The 25543-nt window shown below is 50.9% G+C and carries 19 protein-coding genes and 1 other RNA gene; 11 read left to right on the top strand and 9 right to left on the bottom strand.

Annotation, left to right across the window (positions count from 1 at the left end):
- Positions 1–18: 18 nt before the first annotated feature.
- Positions 19–370, bottom strand: an RNA gene (gene rnpB, locus H8L32_RS09530) — RNase P RNA component class A.
- A gap of 111 nt (positions 371–481) precedes the next feature.
- On the opposite strand from rnpB, the gene H8L32_RS09525 reads away from it, so the two are divergent.
- From H8L32_RS09525 to H8L32_RS09495, 7 genes are all read left to right on the top strand, one after another.
- The gene (locus H8L32_RS09525) at positions 482–2179 is read left to right on the top strand and encodes a thiamine pyrophosphate-binding protein (RefSeq protein ID WP_186946957.1); all 1698 of its coding nucleotides are present in this window, start codon (positions 482–484) and stop codon (positions 2177–2179) included.
- A 133-nt stretch (positions 2180–2312) separates the two neighbouring features.
- Entirely contained in the window at positions 2313–2747 is a 435-nt protein-coding gene (locus H8L32_RS09520) for a hypothetical protein (RefSeq protein ID WP_186946956.1), read from the top strand.
- A gap of 54 nt (positions 2748–2801) precedes the next feature.
- Positions 2802–3464: a GNAT family N-acetyltransferase gene (locus H8L32_RS09515; RefSeq protein WP_186946955.1), complete on the top strand. Its 663-nt coding sequence runs from the start codon at positions 2802–2804 to the stop codon at positions 3462–3464.
- Between the two features lie 82 nt (positions 3465–3546).
- Positions 3547–3885 carry a low molecular weight protein tyrosine phosphatase family protein gene (locus H8L32_RS09510; protein ID WP_222619308.1) on the top strand — a complete coding sequence of 113 codons (339 nt, stop codon included), beginning with the start codon at positions 3547–3549 and terminating at the stop codon, positions 3883–3885.
- Positions 3886–4162: 277 nt separating this feature from the next.
- Positions 4163–4600 (top strand): response regulator, encoded by a 438-nt coding sequence (locus H8L32_RS09505; protein ID WP_186946954.1) that lies wholly within the window; start codon positions 4163–4165, stop codon positions 4598–4600.
- A gap of 99 nt (positions 4601–4699) precedes the next feature.
- Complete coding sequence (locus H8L32_RS09500; protein ID WP_222619307.1) at positions 4700–6463, top strand: putative bifunctional diguanylate cyclase/phosphodiesterase; 1764 nt, start codon at positions 4700–4702, stop codon at positions 6461–6463.
- Entirely contained in the window at positions 6450–8333 is a 1884-nt protein-coding gene (locus H8L32_RS09495; RefSeq protein ID WP_222619306.1) for a PAS domain-containing sensor histidine kinase, read from the top strand. The genes H8L32_RS09500 and H8L32_RS09495 overlap by 14 nt, the downstream gene beginning before the upstream one ends.
- Before the next feature lies 1 nt (position 8334).
- Here H8L32_RS09495 and H8L32_RS09490 read toward each other — a convergent pair whose 3' ends face one another.
- Both H8L32_RS09490 and H8L32_RS09485 read right to left on the bottom strand, forming a co-directional pair.
- The gene (locus H8L32_RS09490; protein WP_186946953.1) at positions 8335–9537 is read right to left on the bottom strand and encodes a metallophosphoesterase; all 1203 of its coding nucleotides are present in this window, start codon (positions 9535–9537) and stop codon (positions 8335–8337) included.
- 205 nt (positions 9538–9742) lie between these two features.
- Positions 9743–10747 carry a tetratricopeptide repeat protein gene (locus H8L32_RS09485; protein ID WP_186946952.1) on the bottom strand — a complete coding sequence of 335 codons (1005 nt, stop codon included), beginning with the start codon at positions 10745–10747 and terminating at the stop codon, positions 9743–9745.
- A gap of 406 nt (positions 10748–11153) precedes the next feature.
- On the opposite strand from H8L32_RS09485, the gene H8L32_RS09480 reads away from it, so the two are divergent.
- Entirely contained in the window at positions 11154–12863 is a 1710-nt protein-coding gene (locus tag H8L32_RS09480) for a tetratricopeptide repeat protein (protein ID WP_222619305.1), read from the top strand.
- Positions 12864–12927: 64 nt separating this feature from the next.
- On the opposite strand, the gene H8L32_RS09475 is transcribed toward H8L32_RS09480, so the two are convergent.
- A complete protein-coding gene (locus tag H8L32_RS09475; protein ID WP_186946950.1) occupies positions 12928–14724 on the bottom strand; it encodes a tetratricopeptide repeat protein in 1797 nt (598 codons plus the stop codon).
- Positions 14725–14979: 255 nt separating this feature from the next.
- On the opposite strand from H8L32_RS09475, the gene H8L32_RS09470 reads away from it, so the two are divergent.
- Entirely contained in the window at positions 14980–15588 is a 609-nt protein-coding gene (locus tag H8L32_RS09470) for a M15 family metallopeptidase (protein WP_186946949.1), read from the top strand.
- Between the two features lie 67 nt (positions 15589–15655).
- On the opposite strand, the gene H8L32_RS09465 is transcribed toward H8L32_RS09470, so the two are convergent.
- Positions 15656–16390 carry a hypothetical protein gene (locus H8L32_RS09465; protein WP_186946948.1) on the bottom strand — a complete coding sequence of 245 codons (735 nt, stop codon included), beginning with the start codon at positions 16388–16390 and terminating at the stop codon, positions 15656–15658.
- Positions 16391–16610: 220 nt separating this feature from the next.
- Here H8L32_RS09465 and H8L32_RS09460 point away from each other — a divergent pair, with 220 nt between their 5' ends.
- The gene (locus tag H8L32_RS09460) at positions 16611–17531 is read left to right on the top strand and encodes an ADP-ribosylglycohydrolase family protein (RefSeq protein ID WP_186946947.1); all 921 of its coding nucleotides are present in this window, start codon (positions 16611–16613) and stop codon (positions 17529–17531) included.
- Between the two features lie 421 nt (positions 17532–17952).
- On the opposite strand, the gene polA is transcribed toward H8L32_RS09460, so the two are convergent.
- A complete protein-coding gene (polA, locus tag H8L32_RS09450) occupies positions 17953–20739 on the bottom strand; it encodes a DNA polymerase I (protein ID WP_186946945.1) in 2787 nt (928 codons plus the stop codon).
- Between polA and H8L32_RS09445 the strand changes: the two genes are divergently transcribed.
- Positions 20740–21477 (top strand): LOG family protein, encoded by a 738-nt coding sequence (locus H8L32_RS09445; RefSeq protein ID WP_186947263.1) that lies wholly within the window; start codon positions 20740–20742, stop codon positions 21475–21477.
- Positions 21478–21525: 48 nt separating this feature from the next.
- Here the strand turns inward: H8L32_RS09445 and H8L32_RS09440 are convergent, their stop codons facing one another.
- The 3 genes from H8L32_RS09440 to H8L32_RS09430 form a co-directional block, all read right to left on the bottom strand.
- A complete protein-coding gene (locus tag H8L32_RS09440) occupies positions 21526–22827 on the bottom strand; it encodes a dicarboxylate/amino acid:cation symporter (protein ID WP_186946944.1) in 1302 nt (433 codons plus the stop codon).
- A 153-nt stretch (positions 22828–22980) separates the two neighbouring features.
- Positions 22981–24405: an aspartate ammonia-lyase gene (aspA, locus tag H8L32_RS09435; protein WP_186946943.1), complete on the bottom strand. Its 1425-nt coding sequence runs from the start codon at positions 24403–24405 to the stop codon at positions 22981–22983.
- Positions 24406–24631: 226 nt separating this feature from the next.
- A complete protein-coding gene (locus H8L32_RS09430) occupies positions 24632–25528 on the bottom strand; it encodes a LysR substrate-binding domain-containing protein (protein WP_186946942.1) in 897 nt (298 codons plus the stop codon).
- Between the last annotated feature and the right edge of the window lie 15 nt (positions 25529–25543).

The raw sequence follows: 25543 nt of genomic DNA, 5'->3' as shown, positions 1-25543 counted from the left end.
TGCGCTGCAACAAAGTAAAAATAAAGCAGGCCGGTAGGCCGGATTCTGTTACGGCATAAGACATTGCTGCCATCTGCTATGACAATCATTCCTCTAGGCGACGGATTGCTCCGCCGCTCAAGCTTTCTACCCGCACGCTCCGCGAGCCACATCAACGCGTGCCTATTTGAAATTGCTCCGGGTGGAGGTTACCGCGTTTCACCGTAACTTAATACGCTCGTCTCTGTGGCCCTATTCCTCGTCTTATACCCGGGCTTGCACCCTGGCTTTCAACGTACGGCCGTTAGCCGTCACCCTGCTCTATGGAGTCCGGACCTTCCTCCCGTCGCCATGATAAATCACGGCAACCAGCGATTGTCTGGCCTGCTTCACTCCGCATTTTACCTTACTCAGCGATAATTCAGTCCAAAAGCTGGAATTACAATGCAAATTAAGCAGGCTTTCTGGTAGCGTAGTGTTTTTTCTATTACCATTTTTTATCATGCTGAAATCTCGTTCGGGCGGTCAATTGATTGTGGATGCACTGCAAATCCACGGTGTCGATACCATATTCGGTGTACCCGGCGAGAGTTACCTGCCGGTACTGGATGCGTTGCATGACAGCTCCATACGCTTCATCATCAATCGCCAGGAAGGTGGCGCAGCCTTCATGGCCGATGCCTACGGCAAAATGACCGGCAAGCCAGGCATCTGTTTCGTTACACGCGGGCCAGGCGCGACCAATGCATCGATAGGCGTGCATACTGCCTATCAGGATTCGACGCCAATGATTTTATTCATAGGCCAGGTTGGCAATGACTTTGTCGAACGTGAAGCCTTTCAGGAGATTGACTATCGCCGCATGTTTGGCCAGATGGCTAAATGGGTGGCGCAAATTGACCGCGCAGACCGTGTGCCAGAATATATAGCCCGCGCCTTCCAGGTCGCTACCAGTGGCCGCCCCGGCCCGGTAGTGCTGGCCCTGCCGGAAGACATGCTGGCACAGGTCGCCACTGTGGCAGATACCCGTCGTTACACACCAGTCCAGGCATCGGCTTCGCCACAGCAACTGGCGCAACTGCGCAATATGCTGACGGTGTCGCAACGCCCACTGGTCTTGCTGGGTGGTACCGGCTGGGATGCGGCATCCTGCCAGCACATCAGTGAATTTGCGGTCAGCAATCACTTGCCGGTCGCTTGCACTTTCCGCTTTCAGGATTTGATGGACAATGGCCATCCGCATTACATTGGTGACGTAGGCATAGGCATCAACCCCAAGTTGGCACAACGAATCAGAGATGCCGACCTGATCCTGGCCATCGGTCCGCGCCTGGGTGAAATGACTACCGGCGGTTATACCGTACTGGAAGCACCAGTACCCAGACAAAAGCTGATCCATATCCATAGCGATGCGCTGGAACTGGGCCGTGTCTACCAGGCTGATCTGATGATCAATAGCGGCATGAAGGAAATTGCCGAAGCACTGGCAGAAATGGCAGCGCTGGATGCTGCCAGCAAGTGGCGTGCAAGTGTTGGCGAAGCCAGGGCAGATTTGCAGGCATGGCAAACCGAACCGGCGATTTTTGCCAGCGAAAATGCGCCGCTGAACCTGTGGCAGGTCGTACAGGATCTGATGCAACAGGCACCGGTAGATACCATCATCACGAATGGCGCCGGCAACTATGCGACCTGGGCACACCGTTACTTCCGCTATGGTGGTTTCCGTACCCAATTGGCCCCGACTTCCGGCGCCATGGGTTACAGCGTACCAGCGGGCGTTGCTGCCAAAATTATCGATCCGCAACGTACCGTCGTCACGTTCGCCGGTGATGGTGAATACCTGATGAACGGTCAGGAACTGGCCACCGCCGTGCAATACAAGGCTGGCGTCATCATCATTGTTTTTAACAATGGCATGTACGGCACGATACGCATGCATCAGGAAAAAGAATTCCCTGCGCGCGTGTCTGGCACCGAATTGCATAACCCTGATTTTGCAGCGCTGGCACGCGCCTTTGGTGCCAGTGGGGAAGTGGTCAATACCACAGCAGAATTTGCACCGGCACTGGAACGTGCGCTCACACATAGCCGCCAGCACAGCCTGCCCGCATTGATAGAATTACGTTATGACGGCAATCTGATCACCCCTGGTGCGACGCTGGCCAACATGCGCAAGGCCGCGCAAGAAGTCGGCAAATAATATACTACCCCCTGCACTGCCCTGACCACTTGCCGCTACGGCAACGGGGTAGTGCTATCATCTGCATGTCGGGCCACTGGGTCGCGCCAGCAAGCCCATGCCTTGTTATTGCCATGCAAACGGATGCCAGACCATGAAATATGTGATTGCACTGCTTTTTTCCCTGATGACAGCCAGCAGCTTTGCCAACGACATGGCGCTGATTGCTGGCAAATACCGTTACGAAAAATACGCCGTGACCATGGCCAACGGGAATGTACTGTCACTGGCAAACATCGGCATCAAAAGCATCAATATGAGCTTCAACACTGATTCAACGGTGCTGATGGAAGCGACTATGTTGAATGGCAAGATCGTCAAAGAGAAAGCCGTCATCAAGGAAATTAAAATCAAGGGCAACAAGGGCTACTGGATCGCCAGATGGTCAGACATCAACTACGACATCAGGGAAGATTTTTCTTTCCACGATGATGTCTTTGAATATGAGGCCAAATTCCAGGACAAGAGTGACAAGGACCGCTACGGTGCCGTGGAGCGTGGCACCTTGAAGAAAATGCCGTTCTTTTAATCTGGCACCGTTAATCTGGACCTTGTTGCTACCTGCCCGAATAAACCAGCCACCATGACTACTACAAACCCATACAGCGAACAGCAAAAGAATGAAATACTTACTGCCTGGGTCCATGGCTGGACGATCTCTCGTGGCACCGAAGCGGCTTTTGCGCTCGCGGGCTATGGTTATAAAATCCATGTTGGTCTGCCCGGCCATCTGGAACGCTATGTCTTGCAGGGGCAGGCACTGTCTGCCATACAGTTGCTGGCACATGAACTGAGTATCCCTGATACCTGGATCAAGATCTGTGCGCCAGTCAGTGAAATCGGGGCTTTGCTGCCGCCACGCTGGACCCTTAAACCGGTCGAATACCTGATGTGCAAACCCATCACTGCCCATGTTGACATTGATGTGCCCGGTGCCTATACCATACAGTTTGGTGGTGATGAGCAGGCGGTAAGCATCAAGGCACTTGGCCCTGACGGCCAGATTGCAGCCACGGGCAGAATGGCGCTGACTGCACGCTATGCGGTGTTTGACCAGATCGTGACTGAACCCTCGCACAGACGTAAAGGCCTGGGCAGATTGCTGATGCAGATGCTGAGCAACCACGCCTTTGCCAGACAGGCTGATACCGGCGTACTGGTAGCAACCGAAGATGGCTATGCGCTGTATTCCGCACTGGGCTGGAGCCTGTGCTCGCCCATGACGGCGGCGGTGATCAACTCCTGAAAACTGAAAGAAAGATGGCTGGTGGGGCGAAGTTAGTTATGCGCAGCCACGGATTCGCCCTCGATATACACTGATCAAGCTGATGAATACACCCATCCACATCTTATTTGTTTGCAGCCGCAATCAATGGCGCAGTCCAACGGCGGAGCAAGTCTGGCGTCGCCATCCCATGGTGCAGGCCCGTTCCGGCGGCACCAGCCCCAATGCCAGACACAGGGTTTCAATGAGCGACATCCAATGGGCGGATGTCATTTTCGTCATGGAAGAAAAACACAAATCGCGCCTGCTGGCCGAGCACAGACAAGTGTTGAACGACAAAGTCATCCATGTGCTTGATATTCCGGATGAATACAAGTACATGGACCCTGAGCTGGTCACCCAGCTACAGGAAGCTGTGGCTGACATTCTTGATCTGCATTAATCTACATTGATGTGTACTGATTATCGCCCTCGCGATTTTTTCCAACATCCCCTTCTCTCAGTCACTTGCAATAGGCAAGCATTGCCATAAGGCATAAAAAACAGGAGTGCAGAATAGCAATATTGCACTATTCTTGATATTTGCATAATATGAATGTTAATTCGCTCATTTCAAGTTCTTGAAGCCCGCTGTTTTTTATCTGCTGCCATGGAAAATACATTGCAACAATGTTACCGTAGAGTGCTATTTAACAGCTTATGCCGGTGAAAGGTGTCCAATGTCAGACAGCATCCCGCAGACCAAACCAGTCACGATACTCATCGTCGATGATGACGATGTGGATGTGCTGGGCATAGAACGCGCACTGAAGAAACTGAAGATCGCCAACCCCATCGTTCGTGCGCATGACGGGATAGAGGCCTTGCAAATCCTGCGCCAGCCAAATGGTGTGGCCCGCCCCTATCTGATCTTGCTTGACATAAATATGCCACGCATGAATGGCCTGGAAATGTTGGCAGAACTGCGCCAGGACAAAACCTTGTCATCCGCAGTCGTATTCGTGCTGACCACTTCGCAAGATGATCAGGACAAGGTGCTTGCGTATTCCAAACATGTTGCCGGCTATATCGTCAAACAGCATGTCGGTGATGGCTTCATGCGTGTGATCGAGATGCTGGACAGGTACTGGCGCCTGGTCGAACTGCCCATTGCCTGAAGGAAAATCCATGCCAGGCCGACATGCAAGAAACTGGAATTTATGCTGGCACATATGTCAGCCGGCGCACGTCACACTCACCTGCGAACATGGGCTTGTATGCTGAATATCCCGGTACAGACATCCACATTGCAAATCCTGATTATCGATGATGACGAACTGGACCGTCGCTCTGTCATACGGGCCATGAAGCAGGTGCCGGTCAGCGTCAATATTGTAGAGGCCAAAAATGCACTGGACGGCTTGTTGAAAGCCAAGGCCACCGCATTTGATGTGATCCTGCTCGACTACCGCCTGCCTGACCGTGACGGCATAGAGGTACTGAAAAGCTTGCGGCTGGACAAGGCGCATCACGCGGCAATTATCATGTTGACGAATCAGGAAGATATCACCCTGACTGAACAAGCAATAGAAGCCGGTGCCCAGGACTTTTTACTGAAAGAAGAAGTCAATGCACGTCGCCTGCTACGCGCCTTGCATCAGGCCCGCCACCGGCACAAACTGGAAACTGAACTCAATCGCAGCTATGACCAGTTACGTGAACTTGCTGAACATGATGCCCTGACTGGTCTGGCGAATCGCTATGATTTTGAACGTGCACTGGAATTTGCCGCCAGCCGGGCAAAGCGTGAAAACCTGCACGGCAAGTTAGGGGTACTGCTGCTGGATCTGGATCGCTTCAAAAATGTGAATGACACGTATGGTCATGCCATTGGTGACCAGTTACTCATCAAAGTAGCCCGCCGACTGGGTGCCACCACGCGTGGTAGTGACTTGCTGGCAAGGCTGGGCGGGGATGAATTTGTCGTGCTGGTACAGGATATGGAGAGAGTAGATCAGGCCATATTACTGGCTACCCGTATTGTTGATGCTTTCAAAAAACCCATACTGCTGGATGGACTGGAATGGGATGTGACGATGAGCATAGGTATCGCTGTTTTTGGTTCCTGCGCCAGCGATGCGACCGAGCTGATGAAATGTGCAGATATAGCCATGTACCGTGCCAAGCAGGAGGGCCGCAACCAGAGTCATTTTTATTCTGATCAACTGCATCAGGCAGTACGTCACCGCATGCATCTGGAACGCGACCTGCGATACGCACTGAAGAATAATCAGCTCAAAGTTCATTACCAGGCAAAAATCAATGCCCTGGATGGCAGCCTTGGTGGCATGGAAGCACTGTTGCGCTGGCACCATCCACAGGAGGGCATATTGGCACCCGGTACTTTTCTGCCTATGGCGGAAGAACTGGGATTGATGTTTGAAATTGATCAGTGGGTGATGCGCACGGCGTGTACACAGTTACAGCAGTGGCGTAGCCTGCCGCATCTGAATGTGCAGCATCTGTCTGTCGCCGTGAACGTTTCATCCATACAGTTGCAGGGAGATAATCTGCTAACCACCGTGGACAATGCGCTGGCCGTCAGCGGCCTGGATCCGGTGTGCCTGGAACTGGAAATCACAGAGAACGCACTGATACGCGACCCGGAACATGTGGCCAGTATCCTGTTAAAGCTGGCAGCCCGTAAACTGAAACTGTCGCTGGATGATTTTGGCACCGGTTATTCATCATTCAGTCATCTGAAAAATTTCCCTATTCATATTATAAAAATAGACCAAAGCTTTATAGCAGGTATAGGACGTGGTGCTTCGCAGGAACGTTTGCTGGCTGCCATGATTGCCTTTGCCAAAACTCTGGAATTGACCCTGGTGGCTGAAGGCGTGGAAACCGCTGAGCAGGCCAGATTCTGCACTGACCGTGGTTGTGAGCTCTTGCAAGGTTTTTATTATTCTCGCCCCCTATCAGCCGAGCAATTTGAAATCGATTTTTTAACAGGAACATATCGCCATGGTGCCGTCTAACAGCAATGACGATCGTTCTCCTGGCAGGCCAGATGAGTTAACAGCAGATGCCAACAGTTTGCTGGCATCCATCATCAACAGTTCTGACGATGCCATTATTGCCTGCGACATGAAAGGCGACATCATCAGTTGGAACCGTGCCGCCAGCCGTATCTTTGGCTATACCCTTGCCGAAGTGCTGGATCAGCCCTTTACCTTGCTTTTTCCTGAAGGCCAGTTACCCGATCAGGAAGCACTGGTCAAACTTTTACAGCAAGGCACACCAATAGGTCAGTTTGAAACCATGCGCCGTTGCAAAGATGCCGCAGAGCTACCGACACGACTGAGTATTTCTCCCATCTACGATCAGAAGCAGATGCTCAGAGGCATATCGATGATCGTACGTGATTCCAGTGAAGCTTATCGTATTGCAAACCGGCTGACGCAAAGTGAAAGACATTTTCGTCAGGTGGTTGATGCCGCCCCGAATGCCATGGTGATGATAGATGGCCGTGGCTGTATAGAAATGGTGAATACCCAGACCGAAATCATTTTTGGTTACAACAGGACAGAATTGCTGGGTAAAACCATGGAAATTCTGATACCTGAACGCTTTCGCAAACATCATCCTGGCTTGCGTATGGATTATTTTGCTGTCCCCACTACAAGGGCGATGGGCATTGGCAGCGACCTGTATGGCCTGCGCAAGGACGGTAGCGAATTTCCGGTTGAAATTGGATTGAACCCTATAGAAACGGCAGACGGCATCAAGGTGCTGTCGGCGATTGTCGATATTTCGGAACGCAAACGTCAGGAAGAGCGCTTCCGCCTGGTGGTAGAAGCCGCACCGAATGCCATGGTGATGATAGACAGTCGCGGCTATATAGAAATGGTCAATGCCCAGACCGAACAACTGTTTGGCTACGCCAGGAAAGAATTGCTGGGCAAACCCATGGAAATACTGATACCTGAACGTTTTCGCCCCCAGCACCCGGGTTTGCGCAGCGACTATTTCAATACCCCCACTACACGTGCCATGGGTAGCGGCCGCGACTTGTTTGGACTGCGCAAGGACGGCAGCGAGTTCCAGGTCGAGATTGGACTGAACCCGATACAAACCGCAGACGGCGTCAAGGTGCTGTCGGCGATTGTTGATATTTCGGAGCGAAAACGCTTTACTGATGAACTATCAAGACGCAATCAGGAATTGAATAATTTCGCCTATGTCGCCTCGCATGATCTGAAATCACCCTTGCGTGGCGTCGATCAACTGGCGACCTGGCTCACAGAGGACCTGGCCGGAAAAATAGATACCGATACGGATGAACACCTGCGCCTGATGCGGGTTCGTATCAAACGCATGGAAAAATTACTGGACGACCTGTTGCTGTATTTTCGTGCCGGACAACTGGGTGGCAACATAGAGCATATTGATTTTGCAGTCTTGATACGTGATGTGTTCGAACTATGTTGCGCCGAACACCCGTTCACGCTGGAGCTTATTGGCGATTTCCCCATATGCCCGGCACATAAGGTGCCGCTGGAACTCGTGTTTCGCAATCTGATCAGCAATGTAGTCAAGCACCATGATCAGGCAACAGGGAAGATCATTATCCACGCCAGCCATACTGAACATTTCTTTGAATTTGCAGTGGCAGACGATGGCCCCGGCATCGCCGAAGAACACAGGGAACGGGTGTTTACGATGTTTCAGACCCTGCGTCCACGTGATGAGGTGGAAGGCAGCGGGATGGGCCTGGCCATCATCAAAAAGACCCTGGAATCACTGGGTGGCAGGATACGTCTGGACGGCAATCATCCACGCGGCGCGGTATTTCATTTTTCATGGCCACGCCAGGTCAACAGGCAGTGGCATGAAATAATCAAATAACTTATTCGGCGCGGATTTTCTCTGGCGCATCAGGTATGGCGACACGCACACCGTCCAGCCCGGCCTTACTGAGTTGCCCTTTGTCCCAGAAAAACATTTCACCTTTGACGCCACCCTTGATGCCGGAATCAATGGAAATGATCTTTCCCTGATAATGCGCATACACGCCATCCATGGTGGTATGCCCTACCACGATGCGACGCAATTGCATTTGCTGCAAAAGCTGGTCAAGATCGGTATTGCTGAGTTTTGGTGCATTGAAATAACCACGATACCAGAGCGGGCCCAGGCTGCCATACAGGAAAGACAGCGCATCATTGCCCTTGTCCTTCAGTTGTGTCTTGGTCATACCCAGCGAACTGCGAAACTGCTCGTTGACTTGCGCAATACTCATGTTCAGATTCTGATAATCGGGATGCAGGCCACCATGCATGAACAGCATGTCGTTGATCTGTATGATCACCGGCTTGCTACGTAACCAGCGCCCCAGCACACTGCTGTTATCAAACATTTGCGGATAACTGAGATTGAGCTGGCGCGCTACTGTCGCGTATTTTTTATTCAGGTAGCGCAAGTCGCCGGCAAACGACATGGCTTCATGATTGCCCAACAGCAGATGAACTGCACCGCCCGCTGCCTGTGCCTGCGCTTCCAGTTCATACAATAACCACAAAGCTTCGGTGGTATTCGGGCCACGGTCAAACACATCACCGGCAATCACCAGATGCCCCTTGCCAAAAGTCCAGTGCCAATCCTGGTTGATGATGCCATTGGCTCGCAAAAGCTTGAGCATGAGATCAAACTGGCCGTGGATGTCACTAAAGGCAGCTACTTTGTCAGTCTCGAATTTCGCCGTCAGCGGAAAACCGGAAGCAGCAGCACGTATCGTCAGTGCATGCGGATAACCACAAGGTGCTGGCAGGGTCACATTGTCGGCCCTGGCAAAGACCTGCTTTTGTACCTGATCATTGCAAACCCAGGATACATCCAGCCCGGCTTGTTCTTTTTGGTAAAACGCATACGGACCATCATTAATGACACTGACCGGTGTACTGTCAGGCGTCTGTGCCTGACTCAGGTTTGCTAACGCCAACAGCATCAGCAGGCTGCAAATGAGCACGCTGAAACGATACGGGGACCAGTTGCGATGGCGGGCCGTAGTGAAAGCAACAGGACAGGAAAGCAGGTTTTTTTCGGGCGACATGAAGAACAGCCTGTTAGGAAGTTAGATAAGAATCGGAATCAATCTGGCAGGGCGTAAATATAACATTCCGCCGGGTCGCGGGTATGTGCCAGTGTGTAGCAACTGAAATGCAAATCCTGTTATTACCGTCCTGGCCCTGCTTCATTCAATGCAGGCAAGCTGCGCCGGCTATCTCGCAGGATAGCCAGGCAGCCATTTGGCACAGTCACTTGCTGACAGCCGCAGGTTTCGCTGCATCAGGCTGTGGTTTTTTGATGGCATAGGTTGGTGCATAGAGTGGCGGTTGCGTACCTACAATCCAGTTATTGGCGAATTGGGTCGCCTTTTGAATGTCTTCCGGCTTCATGCGTAATGCCAGACCAAACTTGAAACGACTGGCGCTGCCCTGCAATTCCTTGTCGACATCCAGTTTTTCGGCGAGGGTGTAATACACATAAGCACGTGTAGTATCGACAGGCAGGCCGTTACCGTCATTGCAGATGTTTCCCAGCCAGACATAGGCGCGGGCATGGCCCTGTTGTGCCGCCTTCATCAACCAGCTTATGGCCTGAGTGCTATCCCTGGGTACGCCCTGACCAGACAGATACAGCGTGGCCAGATAGGTCTGTGCCGGCGCATAGCCTTGTTGCGCTGCATAGCCGGCATACAGACCGGCCAGGCGCATGTTGACGTCCGTCCCTTCGCCCAGTGCATGCATACGCGCCAGTGCAAAATTTGCTTCCGCGTACTGCTGGTCCGTCGCCAGTTGCAACCATTTGATGGCCAAAGCGTAATCTTTTGGCACGCCATCGCCGGTCTCGTGCAGTATGCCCAGCGTATATTGGGCGATCGCAAAGTTTGCCTCTGCCGCCTTGGTGTACCAGACCACAGCCTGGGCCATATCTTTTTCCAGGCCTACGCCGCGCCTGTAGCCCTCAGCAAGATTGAATTGGGCTTTGGTATTGCCCAATGCCGCAGCTTTGGCAAACCATTCCATGGCCACTTTTTCATCCTTCAACCCGCTCTTGTCAGACAACAGCAAAATGCCCAGGCTGAACTGGGCATTGGCATCACCGGCTTCAGCCAAAGCCGTCCATTCGCTTTGTGCCTGCACATAATTGCCCTGCCTGAACGCTTCTGTACCCGCATCGTTCTTCACTTGCGCAAATGTACTTGCAGACAACAAAAGGTGGCTTGCAACAAGAACAGCAGTGAAGACAGGTTTGAACATATGCGTACTCTAAAAGCAATGAGAGACCAGCAGTGTAAACTGAAGTGAGGCTGAAGTGGGTTTTGCCGGCAAAAAGCAGTCGCAGAGGCGTGCAATGTGCAGAATAGGTGTGATACTTATTTCAAGCACCAAGTGATACCAATAATGGGTCAATAACACCTGGTTTGGCTTATTTTTAGAAATATATTGCTGTACCAGGCATTGGTAAGTAGTGACATATAAATTGCCGCTATTATCAGCAGTCATTCATGCCAATTGATTGCCATTCCTATATTGTTATAATCCCCTCTCATATTCACATTGCTAAAGGCTAACAAGGATGCTTAACTGGTTGAAACAACTCTTTTCTGCACAGGACAAAGCGGCCAATTTGACTACTATCTCGTCACAGCCCAAGGACAAGCCCTTGCCGCCACAGGCAGCACCTGTACTATCTACGGGAAATAGTATCAAACTCAAAGAGCAGGGCGATGTTTATCTCGGTCAGGGTAATTTGGAAGCTGCGGCAAATTGCTACCGCCAGGCAATTGCGATTGACCCCAACTACGCCAAAGCACATAGCAATCTGGGTTTCGTTTTTATGCAACAGGGTGCGACGGCAGACGCAGAAGAAAGTCTGAAGCGCGCACTGTCTATTGACAACACGAACGCTGATACCTATTTCATGCTGGGCAATCTGGCAACACTGGCACGTGGCGATCTGGAACAAGGTTGTCGCTATCTTCAAAAGGCAGTAGAGTTGTCCGCAGATCTTGAGGTCGCCTATCTGGATTGGGCCAGGTATATGAAATTCCAGGGCAAGCTGGAACAAGTAAAGCAATTTCTGATAAGTGGCCTGGAAAAACATCCTTCACGTGCTGATTATCACAGACATCTCGGCAATATTTATCAGGATGAACTACAGTTTGACTTAGCTGCAAACTGTTTTCAAAGAGCATTGTCCATTTACCCGGATGATGCAGATGCCCTGGCAAACTTAGGCTTTATCTTATACAAACAAGGGCAATCGCAGCAGGCGCATGCCACCTATGAAAAAGTGTTTTCTTGCTTGAAAACGGCAACTATCAATGCTCCAAACGACACCGATCTCCATTTCAAACTGGCCAATTTTCTGACCTCTCAAAATCGTTATAAAGAAGCGATTGACGGCTATGAGCGTGTGTTGACACTTAACCCTGAATATGGAGAAGCACGGTTGGGGCGTGGAATGGCACTACTGGTCACTGGTCAATTTGAATCTGGCTGGGAAGATATCAAGGATAGTGTGAAGTATGCCGCATTGCCACCAACCGAAATGCCTGAACCTGTCTGGCTCAATGACGCCGATGTCCACGGCAAAACCATTTTACTTCACGCAGACCAGGGGCTGGGTGATACGATCCACTTTGTGCGATATGCAGAACAGGTTAATTCGCTGGGTGCCACAGTATATATTCGGGCCCAGGCTTCGCTGAAATCCTTGCTGATGACACTTCCTGGTGTTTCACGCGTATTTGGTGACGAAGAAATCTTGCCGCCATTTGACTATCAGTGTTCGTTGTCAAATATTTCTTTAGCGTTCAACACCACACTTGCATCTATCCCGGCAAAAGTACCTTATTTACAAGCATCTGCAGACCGCACAGCCTATTGGAGCAACGAATTTTCTGACTTCTCCAAAGCAAAAATCGGCATTGTCTGGTCCGGCAATCCTTTATTAAGGAACGACAAATACCGCTCCATTCACCTTCAACGCCTGTCTGAATTACTGATCACGGGTGATCACCATTTCTTTTTATTGCAAAAAGAAATACGCTCTGTCGACGCACCGTTTTTATCTGACTTGAAGAACGTAACTGATCTGCGCTCCCACCTTGTCGATTTTTCAGAAACAGCGGCAGTCATCGCCAATCTTGACCTGGTCATTACCGTTGATACTTCAGTGGCCCATCTGGCCGGTGCTCTTGGTAAGCCCGTATGGATCATGCTACCATTTTCACCAGACTTCCGGTGGCTACTGGATAGAAACGATAGTCCCTGGTATCCAACAGCACGGCTGTTCAGGCAATCTGAAATAGGTGATTGGGACAGCGTTATCAAAGACCTCAAGCGTGCACTGGATCTGGAATTTATGTAACATCGGCCTCGACCAGTCTGCCTGGCATGATCCAATTGCAATGAGTCATGCCAGTAACCTGGATTCAGGTTGATGATTCTTGAACTGGAAATTCAACATCCAAATCACGTTTGATCTCGTCAAGAACCGTGTCCCAGTTGGCTATCGTTGGTTGCCGGAACAGGCGTGCTGTCGGATACCAGGGACTGTCACTCCTTCCCAGCAGCCAGCGGAAATCCGGAGCAAAAGGTAGCAGTATCCAGACTGGTTTGCCCAAAGCACCTGCCAGATGGGCAACTGAAGTGTCTACCGTAATGACCAGATCAAGATTGGCGATGACAGCGGCGGTTTCCGCAAAATCGTTTAACTGCGGCCCCAGGTCAGTCACGTTCTTCAGGCTCGCCATGAATGGCGCATCCAGTGCCCTCACTTCTTTTTGTAATAAAAAGAAATGCCGGCTTCCATCCATCAATAAGGCAGCCAGTCTTTGCAGATGCACCGACCTGTTCTTGTCATTGCGGAACAGGGGATTGCCCGACCAGACTATACCTATGCGTGGCGCCTGAAAACTGCTCAACTGACTTTCCCAGTACGCCACTCTTTCTTTTGCCGCCTGCAGGTAGGGGACACTGGCAGGTATGGTTTCCAGACTGGTGTTAAACGCCAGCGCCACATTCGACAAGGGGCAGCAATAGTCAAACAGCGGCAAGATGTCTTCTTCGCCAAAAATGCCATCCAAATCAGCCAGGGTGCCTAGCAAAGACTTCAGCGAGGTATGCGCCCGTACATACACCTTCGCGCCGAGTTTTTTGATTTGCTCTGCATAGCGTACAAACTGTATGGTATCGCCCAAGCCCTGGTCAGCAAACAGCAGGATGGATTTGCCGTTAATGTCACTGTCATTGAGCCACAATGGTTGTCTGAACTCTGGATAGCCCACTGCCGCATAGCTTGCCAGGTCTCTGGTATCTTTCCAGCCTGTTTCAAATTCACCGATGAGTAACGATGTTAATCCACGACCAAGACGGGCCTCAACGTAGCCAGGGTTCAAAGTCAAAATCTGGTTGAAACTGGCGATAGCCTCCTGATGCCTGTTCAGCACCAGCAGCAAGGTCGCCAGCTTGTAATGCAAGTCTAGGTCATCTGGCCCAAGCACTGTTGCCTGCTGCCGCAAAGCCAGCGCCTTGTCATATGCGGCATTCGCCTGTGATACCTGGTTTTGCTTGAACAAGACAAAGCCGAGGTTTTCAAGCACGTCAGCATCATCCGGGCGTATCGCCAGTGCTTGCTGAAAGCACGCCATAGCCTGCTCAAATTGCTGTTCATCCTGATAAATATTACCAAGGTAATTCTGAAAATCAGCACGCGCAGGATCACTGGCAATACCTGCAATCAGGAACTGTTTTACCTGTTCCAGCTTGCCTTGCAGACTCATGTAGCGACGCCAATCAAGATAAGCAACATCAAAGTCTGGCATCAACTCAACGGCTTTCTGGAAATACTGGCAACCAGATTCCAGATCGCTACGCGACAGGATTGCCAGATTACCCAGCATGAAACAGGTATCGGCATTTTTTGGATCCAGCGCAAGCGCCTGCTTCAAACTTCTTTCCGCTTCATCCGCCCTGCCTTGCTGCATCAGTACAAAACCGAGGTTGCTATGCGCCTTGGCAAAATCAGGATCAATCACAATCGCCTTGCGATAACAAGTTGCGGCAGATGCCATATCACCCCTGGCGAGGTGATCATCCCCCTGCTTTTTCAACTCTGCACTGCCCAACATAGCTGGCGGCGCGACATAGACCGGCTGTGACGGTGTCTGCGGAACTTGTTCTTTGGGCTTTTCCACCGAAGTAAAGAGTTGCTTAAGCCAGTTGAGCATGCCAGATGTCCTATTTTTAATTTTGAACAGAATAGGGATTATAGAGAGATATTCTGGCAATGATCTTCAGATCAAGGGTTTAAATCACGAATTCGCTTATCGGCAAGGGCGAACAGCATATCAATGCCTATGGCTCTGTTCGATATCGCAAGATGAGACAGCAATCAAAAATTTAATTGCATATTTGTAAATATTGATAAATAATCACATCTGTAGTGCGTACATTTTCATCCATCATTCCATGAGGTGAAGCAAATGACTATTGAAGAGATCATCCGTGCAGTGCAAAAAGCAGTAGGCGTTGATGTTGATGGCAAAGCCGGGCCGGACACATGGCAGGCCATTTATCAGAAAGTGGTTACACCTGCGGCTAAAAAGAATGCTGCCGCTCCTGAAATTTCCCTCGTTGATCCACGAAGCGAAAAAAATATCGCCACGCTGCTACCACAGGTGCAAGATTTAGCACGCGCACTGGTTTTGCAGGCAGCAGCTTCAGGCATCAACATCAAGATCATCAGCGCTTTGCGCACTTATGCCGAGCAAAATGCATTGTATGCACAAGGCCGTACCACACCAGGCGACAAAGTCACCAATGCGAAAGGCGGTGAATCCAATCACAATTTTTCCATCGCTTTTGATGTCGGTGTTTTTGAAGGCAGTAAATATCTGGCCGACTCGCCCAAGTACAAAGCTGTAGGCGTACTGGGCGAAGCCCTGGGGCTGGAATGGGGTGGCAACTGGAAAACCATCGTTGATCAACCTCATTTCCAACTCCGCCCCGCTTGGGCCAGCACAATGACCGAAAAGCAAATGCTGAAAGAATTGCGTGACCGGGTAGCGAACGGGGTAGCGATTTTTTCATGATTTTTTAAAACGCGATTTTCATGGCGAAGATTGAACAAATCGTCGCCATGTCATGCTTCACAGATAGTCAATGACTGTGAGGCAGTGTTCCATCAGGCCGATCGACTTGCAGACGTTTTTCAAGGGCGTTGACCGCAAGTTGATACCTGGCAGCTTTAAGCAATTCGTCTGACGGCTCTTCTATTGCCGTCATTTCGAACATCGCCTTCAGGTTCTCGAATAAAGCGGCAATCGTAAAAATCGGGCCCCATGGAATACCCCACCAGCCAATGAAAAAACTGACCAGCATGGACTCGATATTTTCCTTGCGACCACACTGAACACAGCATAGGCGAGTTTTGGTTTTTTGATTACTGACGACAATGAATGACATCGCTGTGTAGGCATAGCGAACTTCAACAGGTGTGTTCATCTTGTCGCAAACCGGGCAAGCACCAGAGCGAATTTTCCCAGCCGCCAGCAATATCATCGGTTCGGTCAGATCGACTGCTGCCTCGCTGATCCGTGCATGGTGCAAGCACTTTTTGGAACAAAATCGCTGCCCTTCATCCAGCACCGGTTTATACCGTGCAGAGTTGCCGCAATAATCGCATTCTAACGTTCCCTTTACGACCCGATATCGTGCCTTATGTGTGTCTTTGCTTACTCGCTCAATTTCGGCCACGGACATGCCACGCGCAACCAATATATCCCTGATCCCCTCTTTGGCATTATCAACCAGGTCATCACTGGACAGTTTGAGCAGCAATTCATCAGAGTCGACTTCGGAAAATTGTTCGGTGAAGAATTGTTTAGGGTACATAAATATAGGGTGGCAGTCTGATGATATATGCAACTATATAGAATGCCATATTTCAGAGAAATCTTTATGAGAATTTGAGCATTTTTTATTTACACAGGCAGACTCATTACTTATTTTCAAAAATAAACTAAGATAGTTGATATTTTTAACTAAGTACGTTATTCTATGAAAAATTACAATGCGCCTATAAAAAATATTGTGCCTACACTGGGAAATTTCTATGAACATCACACTAGAACAACGCTATCTTGGTGCATTGGCTGGCCTGGCTTGCGGCGATGCCGTTGGTACCACGGTAGAATTTTCCGCACGAGGAAGCTTCACGCCGGTGACCGATATGACCGGCCGTGGTCCCTTTGGCTTACGAGCTGGCGAATGGACGGACGATACATCCATGGCACTTTGCCTTGCTGAAAGCCTGCTGACGAAAGACGGATTTGATGCAAAAGACCAGATGGGGCGTTATCTGAACTGGTGGAAATGGGGTTATCTAAGTTCCACAGGTATCTGCTTTGACATCGGTAATACCGTACGCGCAGCTTTGTCGCGCTATGCCAGTAGCGGCGAAGCTTTTTGTGGCGTAGAACACCCCAGCACTGCCGGCAATGGTTCGTTGATGCGACTTGCTCCAGTCGCAATGTTTGGCTATCCCGACGTACAGTCTGCCATCCATTACGCTGGTGAAAGCTCTCGCACTACCCATGCAGCACCGGAGGCAATACAAAGTTGCCAGTTGCTGGCAACAATACTATGCCGGTTATTTGATGGTGGCACCAAAGCTGATTTATTTTCTGCGCTTCCATTTAAGCCAACCGAAACAAAAATCATAGCGATCAGCGAAGGTGATTTCTTACAAAAAAGGAGTGCAGAAATACGCGGCAGCGGGTATTCCGTCGAATCGCTCGAAGCTTCGCTGTGGTGCTTCATGCATACCGATAATTTTAAAGATGCCATACTCACAGCAACCAACCTGGGAGACGATGCTGATACGACTGCAGCCATCACTGGTCAAATCGCTGGTGCCTATTACGGTGTAGAGGACATACCCACAACGTGGCTAGAGCGTCTGGCCATGCGTGATGAGATATTACGTATGGCGCGGGAATTGTATCTACGCTTTGGTAGCAGGAAAATCGCATAGGCGAGAAAATCTGTACAAGACCCGAATGGTAAAATTCAATAAATTGAACCATATCTAAGTACAGCAACGTCATGCGGTGCAATACGCCCATGATTCTTGAAAGACTCTCTGAAATCAAGCCGCGCAAGAGAATACGAAGTGTACGGAGTTCAGCGCAACATTCACTGGGGAAATAAAAACCTGTTCGTCACTTTAAACAAGTATGCATTTGGTGATACAAAACATAGTATGTTGATTTTGATGCTGCCTGAGACAATTCCTGAAATGGTGCGCCCATTATTTTTAAAGAACAGTGAAGAAAAAAAACCTTAAAAACTCTGTTGCAGCCGCCTGATGCACGATTAACGTCACTGGATTCCAGCCCAAAGCATGCTGGAATGACGTTAATTCGTGCAAGGTATTCAGGCAGTGCTCTTATCCCTCAATGCGCCTCTTCCCAATTTCCGCCCACACCCACTTCAGCCAGTAACGGCACATCCAGTTTCGCCACATTCGCCATCAGTTCTGGCAATTTCTGTTTGACCAGTTCCAGTTCAGCCTGTGGTACTTCGAGTACCAGTTCATCGTGTACCTGCATAATCATTTTTGACTGCAGTTGGTCTGTTTCCAACCAGCCCTGTACGGCAATCATGGCGAGTTTGATGAGATCGGCAGCTGTGCCCTGCATGGGGGCGTTAATAGCTGCGCGTTCAGCACCAGCACGGCGGGGGCCGTTGGGGGAATTGATTTCTGCCAGCCACAGGCGACGGCCAAACACGGTTTCTACATAGCCGTGGGCCTTGGCTTTGGTGCGGGTGTCGGCCATGTATTGGGCGACGCCAGGGTAGCGCTGGAAGTATTTGTCGATGTAGCTTTGTGCGGCAGAGCGTTCTATGCCCAGGTTGCCAGCAAGGCCAAAGGCGCTCATGCCATAGATAAGGCCAAAGTTGATGACCTTGGCATAGCGACGCTGTTCACTACTCACTTCATTCAATGCTACAGCAAAAATCTCGGAAGCAGTGGCGCGGTGGATGTCTTCGCCATTGGCAAAGGCAGCCAGCAGACTGGCGTCGCCAGAGATGTGGGCCATGATGCGCAATTCAATTTGCGAATAATCGGCAGAGATGATGACATTGCCCGGCCCTGCTACAAAAGCTTCACGTATGCGGCGGCCTTCAGCAGTGCGCACAGGGATGTTTTGCAGATTGGGGTCATTCGATGCCAGACGGCCAGTCACAGCCACGGCCTGCGCATAATTGGTATGGACACGGCCAGTCGTGGCGTTGACCATTTTTGGCAATTTGTCGGTGTAGGTGGACTTGAGTTTTGCCAAGCCACGGTATTCAAGCAAGACCTTGGGCAAGGGATAATCTTCGGCCAGTTTTTGCAAAACTTCTTCATCAGTCGATGGTGCGCCGGATGGGGTTTTCTTGACGACGGGCAAGCCCAGCTTGCCAAAGAAAATCTCGCCCAGTTGTTTGGGTGAATTCAAGTTGAAAGGCTGTTCTGCCAGTTCATAGGCTTTTTGTTCCAGTTCCAGCAGACGTATGCCGATTTCATGCGATTGCGTTTCCAGCAAATCTTTATTGATGTGCACGCCATTGCGCTCTATCTTTTGCAGCACGACCGAAGTCGGCAATTCTATGTCGTGATAGACGCGCAACAGATTGGCGTCGGGTTCAATTTCTGGCCACATTGCCAGGTGCAGTTGCAGGGTGATATCGGCATCTTCTGCAGCATAGGCGGTGGCGCGTTCGATATCTACCTGGTTAAAGCCGATCTGGCTGGCACCCTTGCCGCAGACTTCTTCAAAGCTGATGGTTTTCTTGCCGAGATGACGCATGGCCAGACTGTCCATGTCATGCGATTTATGCGATTCAAAGACATAGGATTCGAGCAGGGTGTCATGCGCGATGCCGCGCAAATGCACGCCCTGGTTGGCGAAGATGTGGCTATCGTATTTAAGGTTCTGGCCGACCTTGGGCTTGCTGTCATCTTCCAGCCACGCTTTGAGTTTGCCCAGCACCAGTGTCAACGACAATTGTTCAGGCGCACCGGGGTAGTTATGGGCAACGGGGATGTAAGCCGCATGACCAACTTCACAACATAAGGAAATGCCAACCAGTTGTGCCGTCATCGGTTCCAGCGAGGTGGTTTCTGTATCTACCGAGGTCAGTTTCGCAGCATTGATGCGGGCCAGCCATTCATCGAGGGCGGCTTCGGTCAATACGGTTTCATAATTCTGCTGGACTGGCGCAGCCGGACTATCAGTGCCATCGGCATCATCGTTAAACAAACCAGCTTGCACAGAATTACTGCCACTGGTGGCGGCTTTGGCAGCAGGCAGCGGTGTGGCACCAGCAGTAGCATCACCAGTCAGTTCGCGCAACCATGTCTTGAAGCCCCAGCGGCCGGCAAAGCCGACCAGCTCGGTCTTGTCTTCTTCTTTCGCGACCAGGCTGTCTTGTATGGATGTGTAATGCCCGGTCAGGTCGCAATCAGTTTTGACGGTAATCAGCACACGGCCTTGTGGCAACCAGTCCAGCGCGCTGCGCAGGTTGTCGCCGACCACGCCCTTGATCTTGTCGGCATTGGCAATGACACCATCAAGGCTATCGTATTCTGTAAGCCATTTAACGGCAGTCTTGGGGCCGCATTTGGCGACACCAGGCACGTTATCAACAGTGTCGCCGATCAGGGTCAGGTAATCGATGATGCGGTCGGGCGGCACGCCAAATTTTGCCAGTACACCAGGCTCGTCGAGTTTTTCATTACTCATGGTGTTGATCAGAGTGACATTGGCATTGACCAGTTGCGCCAGGTCCTTGTCACCAGTAGAAACGATGGTGTTCATGCCGAGCTTGGTGGCTTCTACTGCCAGCGTGCCTATCACGTCATCAGCCTCTACCCCTTCCACCATCAGGATAGGCCAGCCCATGGCCTTGACGGCAATGTGTATGGGTTCTATCTGCAAGCGCAGATCGTCTGGCATGGGCGCGCGCTGGGCCTTGTACTCTGCATACAGGTCATCGCGGAAGGTCTTGCCTTTGGCATCAAACACGCAGGCAATATATGCTGCCGGATAATCAGTACGCAAACGGCGTAACATATTGATCATGCCGTGTATGGCGCCCGTTGGTTCGCCCTGTGCATTACGCAAGTCAGGCAGGGCATGGAAGGCGCGGTACAGATAGCTTGAGCCATCAACTAACAAGAGAGTATTTTGCATATGAACGGAAACCGGAAAAATGTAACGAGATTGCGCCAGATTATCGATCAGGAGAAAGCAACTTCACTGAAAGCGCGTGAATCATGGCATATGTTCACGATTATGGCAGAATTTATCGAGTCTACCGAGCGCCTTTCCACGATACGCCCGGCAGTGACGATTTTTGGTTCCGCCAGGATCCAGGACGATAACCCGTATTATGCTATGTGTGTGGACTTGTCGCGACGTTTGTCGGACGAGGGTTTTGCAGTGATTTCCGGTGGTGGGCCGGGCATTATGGAGGCCGCCAACAAGGGGGCGTTCGAAGGTACCTCACCGTCCGTGGGGCTGAATATAGAGTTGCCGCACGAACAACGCACGAATCCCTGGCAAAACATCAGCCTGTCCTTCCGCCATTTCTTTGCGCGCAAGGTAGCGTTTGTCAAATACGCAGATGCCTACGTAGTCTTTCCAGGGGGCTTTGGGACACTGGATGAAGTCAGTGAGGTATTGACCCTGATACAAACCGGCAAAAGCCGCCATATCCCGGTAATACTGGTTGGCACCAGCTTCTGGAGCGGTTTGCTGGAATGGATCAGGGTGCAAATGGCGGGTAACGGCATGATCAATCCGGATGACCTTTACCTGTTACAACTGATCGATGAACCAGCCAATATCGTCGATGCCATCTTTGCGTTTTATGAAGCCAGGGATATTGTGCCATCCGAGGACGAACGGCAAAAGATGTTGTATCTGTAACCCATGGAATAAAACAGGGGCATGGCGTACATGCCCCTGCCCTGCAATTTATGCGTTTGCCACTTTTGCCAGCACAGCTGTCTGCCCGGCGGGCACTGCAGATTCCATAGAGCTGAGCTTATCCTCAGCGTCAACACCTTCCCATTTTGCGACTACGGCGGTAGCGATGCTGTTGCCGAGTACATTGGTCGCGGTTCTGCCCATATCCAGAAATTGATCCACTCCCATGATCAGCAACAGTCCCGCTTCCGGCAGGTTAAACATGGGTAATACTGCGGCCACAACCACCAGTGATGCACGCGATACGCCAGCCATGCCTTTGCTGCTGACCATTAACACCAGCAATATGGTGATCTGATGCGAAATACTCATGTGTATGCCATAGGCCTGAGCAATGAACAATACCGCAAAAGCCTGGTACACCATGGAACCGTCCAGATTGAAGGAATAGCCCAAAGGCAAGACAAAGCCAGTGATTTTGTTGCTGACACCAAATTTTTCCAGTTGCTCTATGGTTTTAGGATAAGACGCTTCACTGCTGGCAGTTGAAAACGCAATGATCATGGGTTCTTTGATGAGGCCAATCAGACGGAACACATCTCGTCCCAAAAACAGAAAGCCGACGCCTGTCAATACCAGCCACAATACCGCCAGCGCCAGGAAGAAGGATCCCAAAAACTTGCCATAGGTGCTTAATACATCCAGACCCTGCACGGTAATGGCCGCAGCCACTGCAGCAAACACACCCACAGGTGCAAAACGCATGACGTAATCGGTGATCTTCAGCATGGTATTGGCGGTCTCGTCTATGGCATGCACAAGAACGCGCGGCCCTTTCCCTTGCAGCGATGACAGGGCAAAACCAAAGAAAATGGAAAATACCAGTATCTGCAAAATTTCATTGCCAGCCATCGCTTCAAAGAAACTGCGCGGGAAGACATGTGTCAGAAAATCCTTGAAGTTCAGCGAACCTGTCGCCAGTTTGGTTGTGGCACTGGCATCAGGCAAAGGCAGGGCCAATGAACGCCCGGGTTCAAAATAATTTGCAAACAACATGCCTATCAATAATGAGATGACCGATGCGCTCAAAAACCAGGTCATGGCTTTCAGGCCGATTCGCCCTATCGAACCAGGTTCACTGCGGGCCATGCCAGACACCAGGGTGGCAAACACCAGCGGCGCGATAATCATTTTGATGAGTCGCAGGAATATATCCGTTACGACAGAAAAATAGCCCGCAATCACTTTGGCTTCGGCAGCATCGCGTGCCTGTGAATGGCACAGGTAGCCAACAATCAGGCCCAGGATCATGCCGCCGATGATCCATGTGGTCAGTCGATTTTTTTTCATTATGGTCTCCTCCAAAAAAATTTTCCTGCCTGCCTGAGTGTGATAATTTTATGTACAGGCGAAACAGGGATGAATTAAAAAATGGCAGTTATCCGCTACGGCTGGCGAATCGGGAACATGCCGGAAAATGGGTAAATGCACCGTGATGACAACTCAGGGCGTGTCTGCCACCAGCATCTGACGCGGTGCAGTCAGCCTATCCGGCTGCAATATTTCAGTCAGTTCTGCGGCCGTCAGCAGTTTCTTTTCCAGCACCAGCTTATAAACACTTTTTCCAGTCAACAGCGCTTCCTGTGCCAGCTCGGTTGATGCGCTGTAGCCTATGTAGGGATTCAGTGCAGTCACGATACCGATGGAGTTTTCAACGATGTCACGCAAACGCTGATGATTGGCCGTGATGCCATCGACACAGCGCTCTGCCAGCACCAGACACCCCTTGGTCAGGTGGGCGACACTTTTGAACAGACTGTGCGCGATAATGGGTTCGAAGGCATTCAGTTGCAGCTGTCCGGCTTCTGCGGCAAAACTGATGGTGACATCATTACCTATCACTTCAAAGGCAATCTGATTGACGACTTCAGGGATGACGGGGTTGACCTTGCCCGGCATGATGCTGGACCCGGCCTGTACTGCAGGCAGATTGATTTCACCAAAGCCGGCGCGTGGGCCGCTGGAAAGCAGGCGCAGGTCATTGCAGATTTTGGATAGTTTCACAGCCACCCTTTTTAATACACCTGACAATTGCACGAACGAGCCTACATCCTGGGTAGCCTCGATCAGATTGGGGGAGGTCGTCACGGGTATGCCGCTGATTTCCAGCAGGGCCTGGCACACGCGACCGGCATAGTCAGGGTGGGTATTGATCCCGGTACCAATCGCGGTGGCACCCAGGTTCACTTCACACATCAGCCTGGCAGCTTCGCGCAAGCGCTCCTGGTCTTCGCCCATCATTACGGCATAGGTACTGAATTCCTGCCCCAGTGTCATCGGTACGGCGTCCTGCAGTTGGGTGCGCCCCATCTTCAGTACATCTTTAAATTCCAGTGCCTTTTTGTTGAAGGCGACTTTCAGAATTTCCATTGCATCAATCAGACGGAAAATACCTTTGTAGGCAGCGATACGCAAGGCCGTTGGATACACGTCATTGGTACTCTGGCTAAAATTGACTTGCTCATTCGGGTGAAGGATTTCATAACTGCCGCGTGCATGGCCCAAATGTTCGAGTGCGATATTGGTAATGACTTCATTCGCATTCATATTGGTGGAAGTACCAGCCCCACCCTGTATGACATCGACGACGAAATGTGCGTGGAATTGACCTTGGCGGATTTTTTCGCAGGCAAGCGTGATGGCGTATGCGTGTTCATCACTAACCAGGCCTAGTGACTGATTCGCCTTGACTGCTGCCTGTTTAACGATTGCCAGTGCTTCGATCAAATCCGGGTAACTGGAAACAGGTATGCCGGTAATGGGAAAATTTTCAATTGCACGCAAGGTGTGGATACCATAATAAGCTGCGGCAGGCACTGCGCGGTCACCGAGCAAATCATGCTCGATCCTGGTTGAAAGAGAAGACAAAATTACCTCCTGAATAAAGCATGTCTGGTCAGATGCCTGCGGAGTGAATCTCCGGCAAACATCCCATGCCCGGAATTTTAGGGAGGAATTTGAATGAATCTATTCTGATTCGACATACATGTATTCCGAATCAGCAAGCCTGTGGTTTTCTGCTGCCAGTCTTCTTGCGGCAGATGGCTCAGCAGTTCAGCAGTTCAGCAGTTCAGCGGTTCAGCGGTTCAGCGGTTCAGCGACTAAGCAAATGCTGCCATAGCCTGTCCAGCGTCGTATTTTTATTGTCCATGGAACGATACAGACGAATGTCCATGGTCATGGACCATTGGTCGCCGCCGGCCCGCACCAGACGGCCCTCGGCCAGCTCCCTGACAATACTGCTCTCTGGCAGCCAGGCCAGGCCGTGGCCGGTCAGTGCCATTCTCTTTAACAGTTCAGCCATATCGCTTTCGTAAGCACAGGTGAAATAACAGGCCTGGCCAGACCTGGACAAAATGCGATCGAGGACACGTCCAAAAAATGAAGCCTTGATATAGGTCAGACAAGGAATGGGATGATGCTTGCTGCCAGGCAGAGAATAAGTTGGGGCACCTTCGCGATTGGGAACAGAGACCGGCAGTACTACTTCGCTGCCAAGGCTGACGTAGGCATAACGCGAGGCATCCAGTTCAACCGGCAGCTCGGCATGGTAATAAGATAGTAACAGGTCACAGTTGCCTTCCACCAGGGACAGCACTGAATCATGCACATTGGCGGGCATGATGCTGGCATGAATATCACCGGCCTGCGCGTGTATGCCATTCAGCCACATGGGGAAAAAATTCAGTGACAAGGTATGACCAGCAGAAATGCGCAACAGGTTTTCGTCCTGGCCACGCACTCGCAACTGCGCTCTGGCATCATTCAGCAGCCGCATCGCTTCGCTCGCCGAATTGCTGAACACCTTGCCAGCCGGTGTCAGTATCAGCGGGTAAGTGCTTCTGTCCACCAGATCGGCACCTACCCAGGCTTCCAGCGCACGGATACGGCGGCTGAGTGCAGACTGTGTCACATGCCTGTCGTCAGCCGTACGCGAAAAATTCCGGGTCTGTGCGAGGCTCAAGAAATCTTCCAGCCATTTGATGTCCATTTGTTTTCCTGTCGT

This window comes from Undibacterium hunanense (assembly GCF_014284335.1).
Taxonomy (GTDB): domain Bacteria; phylum Pseudomonadota; class Gammaproteobacteria; order Burkholderiales; family Burkholderiaceae_D; genus Undibacterium; species Undibacterium hunanense.
The sequence above is the reverse complement of the archived record's forward strand: the minus strand, read 5'-3'. Positions and strand labels throughout refer to the sequence as shown.

What these genes read in the sequence shown, in the direction of transcription:
- H8L32_RS09525 (WP_186946957.1), top strand. Translation starts at nt 482, where the DNA reads ATGCTGAAATCTCGTTCGGGCGGTCAATTGATTGTGGATGCACTGCAA.
- H8L32_RS09520 (WP_186946956.1), top strand. Translation starts at nt 2,313, where the DNA reads ATGAAATATGTGATTGCACTGCTTTTTTCCCTGATGACAGCCAGCAGC.
- H8L32_RS09515 (WP_186946955.1), top strand. Translation starts at nt 2,802, where the DNA reads ATGACTACTACAAACCCATACAGCGAACAGCAAAAGAATGAAATACTT.
- H8L32_RS09510 (WP_222619308.1), top strand. Translation starts at nt 3,547, where the DNA reads ATGAATACACCCATCCACATCTTATTTGTTTGCAGCCGCAATCAATGG.
- H8L32_RS09505 (WP_186946954.1), top strand. Translation starts at nt 4,163, where the DNA reads ATGTCAGACAGCATCCCGCAGACCAAACCAGTCACGATACTCATCGTC.
- H8L32_RS09500 (WP_222619307.1), top strand. Translation starts at nt 4,700, where the DNA reads ATGCTGAATATCCCGGTACAGACATCCACATTGCAAATCCTGATTATC.
- H8L32_RS09495 (WP_222619306.1), top strand. Translation starts at nt 6,450, where the DNA reads ATGGTGCCGTCTAACAGCAATGACGATCGTTCTCCTGGCAGGCCAGAT.
- H8L32_RS09490 (WP_186946953.1), bottom strand. Translation starts at nt 9,537, where the DNA reads ATGTCGCCCGAAAAAAACCTGCTTTCCTGTCCTGTTGCTTTCACTACG.
- H8L32_RS09485 (WP_186946952.1), bottom strand. Translation starts at nt 10,747, where the DNA reads ATGTTCAAACCTGTCTTCACTGCTGTTCTTGTTGCAAGCCACCTTTTG.
- H8L32_RS09475 (WP_186946950.1), bottom strand. Translation starts at nt 14,724, where the DNA reads ATGCTCAACTGGCTTAAGCAACTCTTTACTTCGGTGGAAAAGCCCAAA.
- H8L32_RS09470 (WP_186946949.1), top strand. Translation starts at nt 14,980, where the DNA reads ATGACTATTGAAGAGATCATCCGTGCAGTGCAAAAAGCAGTAGGCGTT.
- H8L32_RS09465 (WP_186946948.1), bottom strand. Translation starts at nt 16,390, where the DNA reads ATGTACCCTAAACAATTCTTCACCGAACAATTTTCCGAAGTCGACTCT.
- H8L32_RS09460 (WP_186946947.1), top strand. Translation starts at nt 16,611, where the DNA reads ATGAACATCACACTAGAACAACGCTATCTTGGTGCATTGGCTGGCCTG.
- polA (WP_186946945.1), bottom strand. Translation starts at nt 20,739, where the DNA reads ATGCAAAATACTCTCTTGTTAGTTGATGGCTCAAGCTATCTGTACCGC.
- H8L32_RS09445 (WP_186947263.1), top strand. Translation starts at nt 20,740, where the DNA reads ATGAACGGAAACCGGAAAAATGTAACGAGATTGCGCCAGATTATCGAT.
- H8L32_RS09440 (WP_186946944.1), bottom strand. Translation starts at nt 22,827, where the DNA reads ATGAAAAAAAATCGACTGACCACATGGATCATCGGCGGCATGATCCTG.
- H8L32_RS09430 (WP_186946942.1), bottom strand. Translation starts at nt 25,528, where the DNA reads ATGGACATCAAATGGCTGGAAGATTTCTTGAGCCTCGCACAGACCCGG.